The following is a 12,530-nucleotide window of genomic DNA, read 5'->3' on the forward strand; positions in this document are numbered from 1 at the left end:
CCGGCTACTCCGAGAGCACTTCCGAAAGTATGGCCAGCGATTTTATTTCTCCGAGTTTATCAACATGCAGCTGGTAATAGCGGATGAGAATGGACAGCAACTCGCGGCGTACTTTGCCATTGGCAATGTGCGCCTGCTCCGGCTGGTGCAGCAGCTTGTCAAAGAGTTGCTCGTGCACCTGCAGCACCAGCACCGAGGGGGCCGCGGTGGCATTCTGGGCGTTACTCGAGAAAGCAACCTGCTCCACAACCTCGGCCCCGGAGCTTGGCCCAAAACCCAGGTGATGGCTTAACTGCAGCAAAAACACCAGGTGAAAGTTTTCGTAGTCCTGCTCCCGCTCATCAAAAAGTATGATGGCATTGTAGAGAAACTGAAATAAGGGCTGGTTCTCCTCCTCCTCTTTAATGGTGCGCGCCACAATCTCGGACAGGAACAGCACCATGCTGCTTTTCGGGATGTTAAAGGGGATGCTGTGAAAAGGATAAGCGCTCTTATACTCTGAGATGCGCGTCAGGCCACCCTTGGGGGAAGTATACACCACCATATCGAGCAGCGTGAAAGGCTGGAAAAGCGCAATCCGCGAGCCGGTACCTTTTTTGCGCACGCTGTTCACGATATAGGATTGCATGCCCAGCGCCTCGGTGTAAACCCTGGCAATAATAGACGACTCCCGGTACTTGATGTGGTTCAGTACGATCCCTCTTGTCTTAACTAGCATTTAATCCAGTACGGCTATTTTACTGATGCAGGTTTGCTGCCCGTCCTCGCTGGCACTCATCACCAGGTATACACCAGCCTTCACCCGCTTTCCGTTGTAGTCACGGGCATCCCAGGCAACTGTTCCGCCGGTAGCCTGCGTCTTGAACACCAGGGCGCCAGCCATATCGGTGATGCGCACATCGGCGTTGTTCGGCAAGCCGGAAATGCCTATCAGGCCGCTGTAGCCCGGTTTCACTGGGTTGGGGTACACGGTGGCGCAGTCTGGCTTGCCCTCTGTTACCGTTGCTTCGGCGCGGTACGAGGCCATGCCGGCATCGGTGGCAATGAACACTTCGCCTGTTTTTGGCTCTACTGCCACCGACAGCACCTTATCGGAGGGCAAGGGACTATTGGCCGCCGTAAAGTGGCGCAGCAGTTTGTCGCCTTCCGGGTTAAAGAGCCACAAACCATTATCGGTGGCCATCCATTTCCGGTTGGCCCCATCCACGGCAATGCTGCGCACCACCTGCCCGTCCAGTAAAGGCCTGCGGTCTATGATGGGGATGCGCGCATCGTAACGGGGCTCCGAGAAAACGCCGCCGGGGTTATAGTACACGCCCACGCCTGCAGCCGTGCCCACCCAGATATCGCCATTCAGATCTTTGGCCAGGGCATAAACATCAGCGTTCGGCAGGCCACCTGCCCCTTCCCCGAGCGAGAGCAGGCGCACCGCGTTCTTCTTTTCATCAAACACAGCTAAACCGCCAGTTTTGTTATTGCGCCGGGCAATGGAAAGCCATTTTTGCCCAAAGTCGTCCAGCAGGATCTGGTCCAGGTTACTGGCATCCGCAAAACCAGGCAGCACAAAAGATTTCCAGTTTCCGTCTGGTTGCAGCATGTGCAGCCCAGGGGCATTCACAAAGCCAGTCCGGTTCACTACCCACACATTGCCTTCCGGGTCTACGGCCAGGTCCGTGACGCGCACATATTCGGTTTTGTCCGGAAACAACGACTGGGCACTCAACAGCGGACTGTTGTTCCCATTATAAAGGGTTGCTTTGTCCGGGCCCTCCCATTCAATGAGTCCGTTGCCATAACTGGCCAGGTACAGTTTGTTGGTCACGGGATTGTACACGGCGTCAATCAGATCGTACCCTTTTACAAAAGATGGCTTCGGGAACAGGTACATGTTATAGCTTTGCCATACCCCTTCCGAAAAAACGTAGAACCCGTTCCAGGTACCGTTTTGCAAGTACGCCTCGCTGAAGCCCCCGCTTAGCACATACACTTTACCACCGTGGATATATACCCGAAAGCTATTGGCCGAGTAAGGGCCGTTTGGCGCAAAAGCGGCGGCTTCGGTACCGGCCAGGTTCAGGCGCACGAGGCCTTTCTGTTTATCTGCCACCCAAACCAACCCGTCTGTGGAGTTGGCAACGGCCTGGCTGGGGGCCGCCAGCAGGGCGTGGCTCAGGTAACGCACCTTCCCGCCTTTATCCAGCAAAGTAATGGCGTTATTTGTAACAGCAGTTAAGAAACCTTCGGTGGCGGTTAACGAAGCTACAGCTGTGTTGGCTGCCCAGGGCACCGCAAGCCACTGCTGCTGGCCTAACACATAAATGCCGAACCCAGTGCTGGCATACAGCTGCCCGTTAAAAGCGGCCAATCCATCTACTGCACCAGTAGAGGGCAAACCGGCGCTCATGCTGCCCCAGTTATGATAATCCTGCAGGTTTATACTTTGGCGCTGAGCCGCTAAAACCCCTAAATTGGTTGCCAGGAAAATGCTATCGCGCAGTATAGCGGAGGCCTTTACGCTGACAATTTCGCCCGCCGGGCCCAGGTTGCTGTACGTGTCCCGTATCTCCAGCTTTACCAGATCGAGCACCACCACGCCAAAGGTGCTTGCTAGGTAAGCGCGCTTATTCTGGATGTTGATGTGGTTGATCCGTTTCTCACCGGAGATGGTTTTCCGGAAAATATCGTTGATGTTGATGATGTCCCCGTTGCGGATCAGGTCGATGTTTGTGTTGGTATAGGCTACTACCAGGGTCTGGGTCTCCGGGTCGTAGGCGATGGCACTGATCTCCTGCTCGCGCAGGCCGTCTACCTTCGAGATCGTTTTCGTGGTGTTGAACGCTTTATCGTAGTAAAAAAGCCCTTGCGCGGCGGCTACGTATACTTTATCGCCGGCATCGGCAACCGCTCGGCCTTGCTGGTAGGGCACATGCAAGCGCCAACTGCCCAGGGCCACGTTGCTTTGCCCATAGCCCCTGGCGCTGAGCAGCAGGAGGCACAGCAAGGCCAGGCAGAAGTGCTTCTGCTGGTGTAATGCTCTTCTTAAAACGATTTGTATCCCCATGCGCCTTAGCTGTGCTGCCCGTGCAGTTTATTTCTTGTGCTTCATTCCTTCTACGAAACAGTAGCGGCACCGGGCCTCGTAAGAGTCGGTTTCGCCGAGTAGCACCTGCTGCTCCGAGGCCGCATTCCGGTACGAGTAGTTGGCAATATCCCCGCACTGCACGCACACAGCATGCACCTTGGTTACGTACTCCGCCACCGACATAAGGGCGGGCATCGGCCCAAAGGGCTTGCCCAGGTAATCCATGTCGAGGCCCGCCGCGATCACACGCACGCCGCTGTTGGCCAGTTTCACGCATACTTCGGCCAGGCCCTCGTCGAAGAACTGTGCCTCGTCTATGCCCACCACATCGCAGCTACCCCCGAGCAGCAGGATGTCCTGCGCGAAGTCGATGGGTGTGGAACGGATGGAGTTGGCATTATGCGACACCACGTCCTCATCATGATAGCGCTTATCCATGGCCGGCTTAAAGATCTCCACCTTTTGCTTTGCAATGCGGGCGCGGTTAAGCCTCCTGATCAGCTCCTCGGTTTTGCCTGAGAACATGGATCCGCAGATCACTTCAATCCATCCTTTTCTGTTAGCGAAGTTGTTGTTGCCTACGCGCGGTTCAATAAACATTGTCTGGTATTGTGGTGTGTTAAATGCGATACTATTTTAAGGGTGCCTGCCGTTAAATCTACAGTAAAAGTACCGCGGGACAGGCACTAGCTACTATATGTGAGGTGCGGCAACTTGGTCTGCTCAGGCACGCTGCCGGTGGCATCGCCCCCTGGCAAGGTGCACTGGCACGTTAGGCGTTCGTTATCCTGCAGGCGGCTGTTATGGCGGTAGCGCTGCTCACTTTCTGTTAGCGGCCCAAAGTGTTCCATGCCCTGCCCCACAATGATGCGGCAGGTGGTGCAACGGCCCTTCCCACCACAGGCATGCATCCAGTCGATGCCCTGCTCCTGCAGCGCCTGCAGCAAGGTATGCCCCTGGCGCACGTCTACTTCAAGGTTTGCCAGATTTTGCACAATCAACTTCGGCATTATTTTATAACTTTACAAAAGAAAGCGACTCCCTATGGAAGACAAATATAATCAATTACACCTAGAGCATTACAGCAAACAGTTGGCAAATCTGCTTTGCGACAAACATTTTGCCAGCCACGATACCCTGAACGGGCCTCAGCTGATGGGCTTTACGCCTATCAAGCAAGTCAACCTCTTTATCATTAAAGAGCTCCTGCTGAAGTGGCACCACGAGATGGCTAACCTGCGCAGCCCCTATTTCGACTACGAGCACGAAGAGGTAAAGGAAGCGCTCCTGAACTTCATGAATGTGCTTTCCAGAAAGATACTCATGAAGCGCAACGCCTTTGAGCCCCTCCTTCAGAAAGCCATACAGGATACGTTTCTGGTGGTGCTGGCCCCCGTTAAAACATTTGAGGAGAAGTTTCTGCGCATTCAGGAGGAGATCACCTTGCCCAAACTGCAGGAGAACCTGAAGTACATCGCCATCGATAAACAGCTGTTTGCGGGCTTTATCGACACGCTCTCGCCAAGCAGCCGCGACCGGGAGTATATTTTGAGCCGGTTTAACCTGTACATAAACGCCAACAAGGAGGCCCGCACGCCATTAAGCAGCCTTGTGGCGCAGTTTAATAGCCTGTTGCCTGTGTCTGAAGGTTCTATTGCGGCAGCGCAGCCTGCGTTCAAACCTGCTCCGGTGGCACCTGCCTCAGAAAAGGAAGTGGTCGCACCGATCCACAATGCCCAGCGCGAGGCGTCCGTTCCTGTTGCCAAACCAGTTTACAGCACCCCCGACGATGCGGATGAAGAGGAGGAGGAGGCACCTAACGCGCGGCCTACGCTGAACGACAACTTTCGTAAGTCGGCCACGACCTCACTTGCAGACACGCACAGCAACCGCAAGATCGACTCCCTGAAAAACTCCATTTCGATTAACCAGCGATTCAGTTTTATCAACGAGCTGTTCGACGGCGACAACATGTCTTACTACAACATGATCAAAACGCTGGACGAGCACCACAGCGCCTTTACCGCCAAGCAGTACGTGACCAATGAGCTGGGCCAGAAGTATAACTGGGGCAACAAGCAGGAACACGTCAACAAGCTCCTGCGCCTGATCGACAGAAAATTTTCCTGAGCTAACATGACTGCCTCCTTTTAAGAACCCTGCCTGCCTCACCGGCGGGGTTCTTACATTATGGCTCCCAGAAAGCCCCGGCTGCCTTATTTTGCAAGAAATACAGAAAAGCCCTTAAACAGTAACACCCCGGTATTGCAAAAAAGCTTTCGATGTGGTAATTATGCAGCTGATCTGATTTAGAACGGCATTTTGCATCACATTCGCTGATTGAATTATCAGAGGAAATGCAAATTTAGCCGACACAAACAGCTCCTTAACCCGTACTACCAATTACATACAGCAAATTATTATCAGCATGAGAGACGAATTTGAATACGAAGACGACTTTGCCCAAAACTTTGACGAAGAGGAGGAGGACGATGATTTCGGGATGACGTTTGAAGAGGATGTGTACTTGATGATACGCGAGAAACTACGGGACACCATCCAGGAATATAAAGGCAAGTACCCGGAGCTTAAAAAACTGGAGAACGTGGTAAGCTCTTTTAAGATGAGCATAAAGAATACAGATGACTCTAAGTTCTATCCCTTGGCAGCCAAGTTACTGAGTGAGCAAATTAAGCCGCTGGTTGCAGAATCGGAGGAGATTGAGGAGATATACGATAACATGCAGGCCGACATAGCCCGCTTTAAAAACCAGCGGGCCCATGGCCATGAAGGCGATTTCTATCTTACCTGATTTAGCTGACATTAACTTTTGCATAAAAAAAATCCTTTGGTAGCCCAAAGGATTTTTTTTATGCAATCACCTGATTCAGTGCTACTTCGTATAAGTTAGTTGCCAGTTATATTAAACAAATATACTTAATCTGTGAATGATAATAAATGTTTAGCCATCTACTTTCTGTTTTAACCTAATTAATCAGAAAAAAACAATATATTTGCTTTTGCATATACATATGCAACCTTTATGTATTTTTAGGAATCTAAGGTATAGAACACTAAGAATAACCCGTGATACTGACGTTACTCCACTACCCGAAAATTTACAAACTTAATACTCCGTTTAAAATGGCTTACACAGGTCTGTTGAGCGAGGAGCAATACCTTATCCAAACGGTGGATAAGAAGCTGGCGCTTACCACGCATCGCCTTATCCAGAACTCCTTCCCGTGGTTTTCGCGCGGCAGCAAGTACATCATGCTCGAAGATATTGTGGGCTGGGAGGTAAAGCCGACCAGTAAAAGTATATATTTTGGCTTAAGCCTTGCCATGGCATTGCTGGTGTACTTTGACGACTCCTTCATCATGCTGAGTAGTTTCTTCCTGATGCTCTACCTCATGACGCGCCAGAAACGCGTGCACGTCCGGTCAGCTGATACAGTACTGGTGTTACCGCTGGAGGTGGAGGAGCAAAGGGTGAACAGCTTGATCGAAATGGTGCGCCACGCGCAGCAGAACCGCAAATCCAAGCTGGGGAGCGAACTTTCCCGTGCTGCTTAGTTTAACCGCGACATTGTAGTTTAAAGCACCTGGAGGCAGGTGCTTTTTTTATGCCGTGCGATGCAGAAGCAATATCTTAGCTCCCGATGCGTAATAATTGCTATATTTAGGGGTTCAACATCCTGAAGCAACATGGCAGCAGAACATTTGATTTATACGGAGAACGTGAAGGCGCACCAAGATAAGATTAAGCAGGTTTTTAGTGAAGTAAGCAAAGTAGTGGTTGGGCAAACGTATATGGTGAACCGATTGCTGATCGGCTTGTTTACGGGAGGCCACATTTTACTGGAGGGTGTGCCGGGCCTGGCCAAGACACTAACCATCAACTCGCTCTCCAAAGCACTCCGCCTCGATTTCCAGCGGATACAGTTCACCCCCGATCTGCTTCCCTCCGACCTGATCGGGACCATGATCTATAACCAGAACTCCTCGGCCTTTGAGGTAAAAAAAGGGCCTATTTTTGCCAACCTCATACTAGCCGACGAAGTGAACCGCTCACCGGCCAAGGTGCAGTCTGCGCTATTAGAGGCCATGCAGGAGAAACAGGTTACCATCGGAGAAACCACCTACGAACTGGACCTCCCCTTCCTGGTACTGGCCACGCAAAACCCCGTGGAACACGAAGGCACTTACCCGCTGCCCGAGGCACAGGTAGACCGCTTTATGATGAAAGTGTACATCAACTACCCTAAAAAAACCGATGAACTGGAGATCATGCGCCGCATGGCCAACATGTCCTTCAACGATTCTGTGACCAAGGTGCTGTCGAAAGAGGACATCTTCAACATCCGAAACGACATTAACCAGGTGCAGATCTCCGAAACGCTGGAGAAGTACATTATTGAGCTGGTATTTGCCACCCGCAGGCCCGCCGACTACGATCTGCCTGAGTTTGCGCCTTACATCCAGTTCGGCGTGTCGCCACGGGCCAGTATAGCACTTAACAGGGCAGCAAAGGCCATTGCTTATTTCGATGAGCGCGATTATGTGTTGCCCGAGGATATCAAAGAAGTGGCGCACGATGTCATGAATCACCGCATCATACTTAATTACGAGGCCGAAGCCGACGGCATTACCGCCAAAGACTTTGTAGAGGCCATCCTGAGGAAGGTACCGATCAGTTAACAGCGGCCCTGCAGTTGGCAACGTTGCTGCTGATGCGCTAATGCTTTTTTTAGTACTAAAGTTATTTATAAACGGCAGGCGCCTTTGCTCCAGAATAGCAAAGGCGCCTGCCGTTTGTGGTAAAAAAAGAAACCCGCTTTTGGCGGGTTTCACGCAGCGCGGGAGACTAATCCGTGCTACTCTGGCTGCCACGATGTTTCTCACCCATACATGTGCAACCAGTGTTCTTCGTACTTATTAGTAAGTAGTGTTCTGTGGGTTGAAATTCGCCCAGCCATTTGTCCAGTCAGAGGCGCCGAAGGCTCCTACATAATCCACGGGGGTAAAGAAGCTGTCCAGGCCCATAAAGCTTGGCTGCACAGTGGTGGTGGCTTTCACAAAATTAGGCGATGCGTTGTAAGCCCCCGCAATGTTCAGGCTAGCGGCGTTATCTACCACGGCATTGCCTTTGGCTGCTGCGTTGAACCAGGCCACCACGTCAAAAGTGCTTCCTGTAGCCACTGTAAGTGCCTTACCAGCCGGGATACCGGCAATGATCGTGTTCTGGATCCTGAACTCGTTGGCGGTAGCATTGGTCTCTGTCGGGCCACCATCCAGCAGTAAGCCAACCGGCCAGCCCAATACTATAGAGTTGTAGAGCTTGGTTTTGTTGTTGCGGCGCAGGTGCAAGCCACGCTTGAAATTGGCATTGATGGTTGCAGCCGTGTTTGTACCATAAGGGCCAAACAGGGTAACGTTAGAGTAGGTTGGTGCCGTAATGGGCGTGGCAGCCGAACCCTGGGAATCGTTGTCTGACTCGAAGCCGTTAGAGCCGGAAGCATCCGCTATGTTGGGGTCAGCAATGCCCAGCAGAAACTGCAGCTTGCCTGTGTACCCGTTGTCGGTGTCGAACATGTCGTCCACTGTCTTGTAAGCGATCAGGTGCTTGGCATTCACGGTGCCGCCGAACCACTCGTAAGAGTCGTCCCCACTGAAGGATACCTGTACATAGTCAATTTCAGTGCCTGAGCCCACACCGCCCATCGTTAAGCCATTTATCTCGTTGTCCGGCTGAAAAGCGATGCCGGGGAATTCGATGCGCACATACTTCAGTATGCCCGAGTTATCGGCAGCATCAGTGCCTCCGAACTCGCGGTCTACACCACCCTCAATTTTGGCAGAGGCGCCCAGGTTTACCGGTGCTTTGCCCAATATAATAATACCACCCCAGTCGCCGGAAGCGCGTGAGCCGGCAGGTTGCGCCGAAGTGAACACAATAGGCTTGGCGGCAGTGCCGTTAGCTATAATCTTGCCTCCACGCTCAATAATCAACGTGCCTTTGGTGGCTTTGTCTCCTTTGATAACTGTACCTGGCTCTATGTTTAGCGTGGCGCCGTCCTTTACATACACAAAGCCTTTCAGCATGTACTTGGTATCAGCCTTCATGGTATAATTCTCTTCTGTAGAGCCCGAGATCACCGTCATGCCATTCGACTGCTCTGTGGTAAACTCCTGCCCTTTGGTTACCGGAGTCGTTGGCTCAGAGTCACCGTCGCATGCAACAAACGAAACCGTCAGAACAGCAACACATATTAGATTAAGTAACTTTTTCATAATCGTTGTTAAAAATGTTTTAAGGTTTGAAGTTTGATTCTGGATGATTAAAATTTGTAGGTTACCCCTACTGTGGAGTACTGGCCTTTGCGGAACTGCCTGAACGACTCATCCACACTGGATATCTTCTGATCGTCGTTCGAGTCCTGGATCAGGCGTGTTTTCTGGTTTAGCAGGTCCTGAATACCGGCCTTAATCTCAAAGTGCTCCCCAATTCCCTTGGTCAGCGACAGGTCGAGCTGGTGGCGGGGCATTTCGTAAACGGCCTGGCGCTGGTTGCTGCCCGCTGCGAAAATGCGCTTGCCAATTACATTGTACAGCACGTTGAACTGTAGTTTGCGGTCCTCATCCTGGTAGTAGATGCCGGTGTTCACCACGTAAGGCGACTGGCCAACCATCGCGCGCTTACCCGGCTGATACAGGGCTCTGTCTGCTGAAAGCTGCACCTCGCTCTGCACCAGTGCTGCATTCATAACAAGCGTCAGGTTCTGCACGAAGCGCGACTCCGACAGGTCCAGCAGCGATTTTCTGACCTCTGCCTCTACCCCAAAACTGTAAGCGTTACGGGCATTCTCGAAGGTGATGGTGTTGCCCCCGGGCGTGTTTTCAAACACAGATTCGATGGGCTTGTTGAAGTACTTATAGAAAGCCCCGAAGGAGAGGATCTCGGAAGGGTTCGGGTAAAACTCATAGCGCACGTCCCCATTGTAGATCGTGGCAATGTCCAGGTTCGGGTTTCCGATCACCTCCAGCAGGTTCACGAAATCAAAATACGGGGCTGGGGCTATCTCTCGGAATTCCGGGCGGTTCACGCTCACGCTCCCACCTGTCCGCAGCATGGCGCGCGGTGTGAGCGCATACGTGAAGTTTGCGGAGGGCAGCACGCTCAGCACCGGGTTATCCTTGTTGATCGGGCTGCCATCGAAACCCCTGGAAACCAGCTCCTGGTTATTAAACTCCACGCGCACCCCGCCAGACACCGACAGCTTTTCTGACAAGGGAGCAGCACCTCCTACATAACCGGCCAAATTGGTGTTGTAGGCTTTGTAGTTATTCTGTGGGTTCTGATCCTCTACCAGAACCAACCCGTTTGTGCTGTCAATGTTCTGTGGCGCAAAAACCTCGTTTAAAGGCTTGTAAGGGATACTTTCATCAAAAGAACCATCGTTTTTGTAACCAAACGAGAAGTAGCGCGAGAAGTAGTCCCTGCTTTTGCGCTCGGCATAAAAGCCAGTCCTGATTTTAGGCGCATTCTCAGCAGCGGAGTCAGCGGCACTGAACCGGTGCTCATACTGGCCGCTGGCCATTAGTACATGCTCGTTCAGGTCAGAGTAAAACCGGCCCGCATCCTGCAGGCTTGGGTTCGTGGTTGGCTGAAACTGCACTTTGTATGCCTGCTTGCTTTCATCAAACACGGTTCTGAACCTGCGGTAATCCGGTTCGTTGCGGTTGGTGTAATTGTAACCTCCTGTCCAGGTAAGCGTTGAGCTGTTGTCGTTAAAGTCGTGGGTACCCTGTAGCTGCCCGGAATAGATGCTGCGACTCTCGTAGCGAAGGGCATAATTCTGCTGCTGCTGGCTGCCGTTGGTAAAGTCTGTTCCTTCGCGGTACAGCACCTCGTTGCTACCCAGTTGGTTAAACAGGTTCCTGAACTCGATCTTGTTATTATTGTTTAAGCGGGCCGACCAGTTGCTAACCACACCGATACGGGCGCTGTTGGTGTATACTTTATCATTGAAGCTCAGGTAAGGCGTGCTTGCCCTGGCCTGTGCTTCAAACGCGCCGTACGTGTTTCTGGTACCTTCTGTAAGCGACTGCGTGTTGCTGTAAGAAATAGCCGAGATGGTGCTCATGCGCACATCACCCAGGTCGAAACGGCGGTTCAGGCCCAGCGATAACCGAAGGTCAGGGGTGGCGGTAGTAGTTTTCGGAGCCCAGTTGTTCGGGAACAAGCGGCCAATGTTTACTTGGTTCTCGCGGCCAGACACGCTGCTCAGGTTGGCTGGCACAGCTCCCGGGATAGCACGCTTGCCATTATCAAAACCCAGAAAATCGGTATTGCTTTTGGTGTCGGTCAGGAAGTTATTAAAAGTAGTGCCTACCCGGTAGGAGCCGGATACTCCGATGGTGGTGGTATTCTCGTCCACCACGTTCTTGGTATAGATCTTCACGACACCGCCACCAAACTCTCCGGGCAACTCCGGTGCTCCATTTTTGTAGATCAGAATGCGGTCGATCACACTGGTTGGCAGAATATCGAAAGAGAAGGCTTTTTGATCGGGTTCCGTGCTGGGCGTCAGGGCATCGTTCAGCATCACGGTATTGTAGCGCTGGTTCATGCCCCTGATAACCACGTAGCGGTCGTTGAGGATCGTTACCCCCGGGATGCGCTTTACCGTTTCGGCAGCGTCGCGGTCCATGGATTTAGCGATCTGCTCACCGGCCACACCGCTGACCACCACCTCACTCTGCCGCATGGTTTGCAGCACGGCTTCCGCTGTGTTCGTCTGCCGCGTACCCACAATCTCCACGGTCTGTATCTGGGTCGTGTTTTCTTCGAGTGCCACGTTTAGCCTGGTAGGTGTCCCCGCATCAACACGTATGCTCGTGCCATCGAAGGGCTTATAAGAAAGAAAGGTAACCGACACATTGTATACACCCGGCTCGAGTGGCAATGTATAGTTACCTTCATAATCGGTGGTGGTACCATTCGAGGTGCCTTTCACAAAAACTATGGCTCCGATAATTCCTTCGCCGGTTGCCTTGTCTGTTACCTTACCCTTTAAAGCGCTTTGCTGTGCAAAACCGCTTATCGTTGCTATAAAAATGGCGAGAATTGTAAGTATTGATTTCATTGTGTACTACTTTTGTTTAGTCTCGCTGCAAAAGTAGACAAGCAGTATTACCCCATGATTATACCTGATTTACCATTGTGTTAAGGAAACAAGGCTAGTTTTAAGCCTGCATTACCTCTAGATTACGCCATTGTTAAGGGTAGAGTATATTTCTGAAAAATTGTTCCCTGCGCGCGGCTATTGCATTATAATGTATTTCTGAAATATAATAGAAGCGATTTTTAACATCCCTGCATAATCGCGCGCTTGCAGCTTACCTGAATGTTATGCAAATGTTACGGGCTTGTTACCAACCACCG

General features: G+C 51.8%; 10 protein-coding genes. 4 read left to right on the forward strand and 6 right to left on the reverse strand.

The genetic code is table 11. From position 1 onward, the window contains the following. Nucleotides 1-4: 4 nt before the first annotated feature. From recO to AC4BAN_RS09960, 4 genes are all read right to left on the reverse strand, one after another. Nucleotides 5-718: a DNA repair protein RecO gene (gene recO, locus AC4BAN_RS09945; RefSeq protein ID WP_490564253.1), complete on the reverse strand. Its 714-nt coding sequence runs from the start codon at nucleotides 716-718 to the stop codon at nucleotides 5-7. Then, nucleotides 719-3,061 (reverse strand): type IX secretion system anionic LPS delivery protein PorZ, encoded by a 2,343-nt coding sequence (gene porZ, locus AC4BAN_RS09950; protein ID WP_490564254.1) that lies wholly within the window; start codon nucleotides 3,059-3,061, stop codon nucleotides 719-721. It lies immediately after the preceding gene. A gap of 27 nt (nucleotides 3,062-3,088) precedes the next feature. Then, complete coding sequence (locus AC4BAN_RS09955) at nucleotides 3,089-3,682, reverse strand: thymidine kinase (RefSeq protein ID WP_490564255.1); 594 nt, start codon at nucleotides 3,680-3,682, stop codon at nucleotides 3,089-3,091. 86 nt (nucleotides 3,683-3,768) lie between these two features. Continuing rightward, on the reverse strand, nucleotides 3,769-4,092 hold the full coding sequence (locus AC4BAN_RS09960; protein WP_490564256.1) for a 2Fe-2S iron-sulfur cluster-binding protein: 324 nt from the start codon (nucleotides 4,090-4,092) through the stop codon (nucleotides 3,769-3,771). A 34-nt stretch (nucleotides 4,093-4,126) separates the two neighbouring features. On the opposite strand from AC4BAN_RS09960, the gene AC4BAN_RS09965 reads away from it, so the two are divergent. The 4 genes from AC4BAN_RS09965 to AC4BAN_RS09980 all read left to right on the forward strand — a co-directional run bounded on the left by AC4BAN_RS09965 (nucleotide 4,127) and on the right by AC4BAN_RS09980 (nucleotide 7,783). After that, entirely contained in the window at nucleotides 4,127-5,212 is a 1,086-nt protein-coding gene (locus AC4BAN_RS09965; protein WP_490564257.1) for a DUF8457 domain-containing protein, read from the forward strand. A gap of 298 nt (nucleotides 5,213-5,510) precedes the next feature. Beyond that, the gene (locus AC4BAN_RS09970) at nucleotides 5,511-5,894 is read left to right on the forward strand and encodes a hypothetical protein (protein WP_490564258.1); all 384 of its coding nucleotides are present in this window, start codon (nucleotides 5,511-5,513) and stop codon (nucleotides 5,892-5,894) included. Between the two features lie 332 nt (nucleotides 5,895-6,226). Then, nucleotides 6,227-6,658 carry a hypothetical protein gene (locus AC4BAN_RS09975; RefSeq protein WP_490564259.1) on the forward strand — a complete coding sequence of 144 codons (432 nt, stop codon included), beginning with the start codon at nucleotides 6,227-6,229 and terminating at the stop codon, nucleotides 6,656-6,658. A 132-nt stretch (nucleotides 6,659-6,790) separates the two neighbouring features. Next, nucleotides 6,791-7,783 carry an AAA family ATPase gene (locus AC4BAN_RS09980; protein ID WP_490564260.1) on the forward strand — a complete coding sequence of 331 codons (993 nt, stop codon included), beginning with the start codon at nucleotides 6,791-6,793 and terminating at the stop codon, nucleotides 7,781-7,783. A 237-nt stretch (nucleotides 7,784-8,020) separates the two neighbouring features. Here AC4BAN_RS09980 and AC4BAN_RS09985 read toward each other — a convergent pair whose 3' ends face one another. Then, nucleotides 8,021-9,376, reverse strand: coding sequence for a beta-helix domain-containing protein (locus AC4BAN_RS09985; RefSeq protein ID WP_490564261.1), 1,356 nt, complete (start codon nucleotides 9,374-9,376; stop codon nucleotides 8,021-8,023). Between the two features lie 47 nt (nucleotides 9,377-9,423). Beyond that, nucleotides 9,424-12,231, reverse strand: coding sequence for a TonB-dependent receptor domain-containing protein (locus AC4BAN_RS09990; protein ID WP_490564262.1), 2,808 nt, complete (start codon nucleotides 12,229-12,231; stop codon nucleotides 9,424-9,426). Nucleotides 12,232-12,530: the final 299 nt, after the last annotated feature.

The sequence above is a fragment of the Pontibacter sp. GD13 genome, assembly GCF_058216355.1.

Coding starts and splice junctions, on each gene's coding strand:
- recO (WP_490564253.1), bottom strand. CDS start 718: ATGCTAGTTAAGACAAGAGGGATCGTACTGAACCACATCAAGTACCGG.
- porZ (WP_490564254.1), bottom strand. CDS start 3,061: ATGGGGATACAAATCGTTTTAAGAAGAGCATTACACCAGCAGAAGCAC.
- AC4BAN_RS09955 (WP_490564255.1), bottom strand. CDS start 3,682: ATGTTTATTGAACCGCGCGTAGGCAACAACAACTTCGCTAACAGAAAA.
- AC4BAN_RS09960 (WP_490564256.1), bottom strand. CDS start 4,092: ATGCCGAAGTTGATTGTGCAAAATCTGGCAAACCTTGAAGTAGACGTG.
- AC4BAN_RS09965 (WP_490564257.1), top strand. CDS start 4,127: ATGGAAGACAAATATAATCAATTACACCTAGAGCATTACAGCAAACAG.
- AC4BAN_RS09970 (WP_490564258.1), top strand. CDS start 5,511: ATGAGAGACGAATTTGAATACGAAGACGACTTTGCCCAAAACTTTGAC.
- AC4BAN_RS09975 (WP_490564259.1), top strand. CDS start 6,227: ATGGCTTACACAGGTCTGTTGAGCGAGGAGCAATACCTTATCCAAACG.
- AC4BAN_RS09980 (WP_490564260.1), top strand. CDS start 6,791: ATGGCAGCAGAACATTTGATTTATACGGAGAACGTGAAGGCGCACCAA.
- AC4BAN_RS09985 (WP_490564261.1), bottom strand. CDS start 9,376: ATGAAAAAGTTACTTAATCTAATATGTGTTGCTGTTCTGACGGTTTCG.
- AC4BAN_RS09990 (WP_490564262.1), bottom strand. CDS start 12,231: ATGAAATCAATACTTACAATTCTCGCCATTTTTATAGCAACGATAAGC.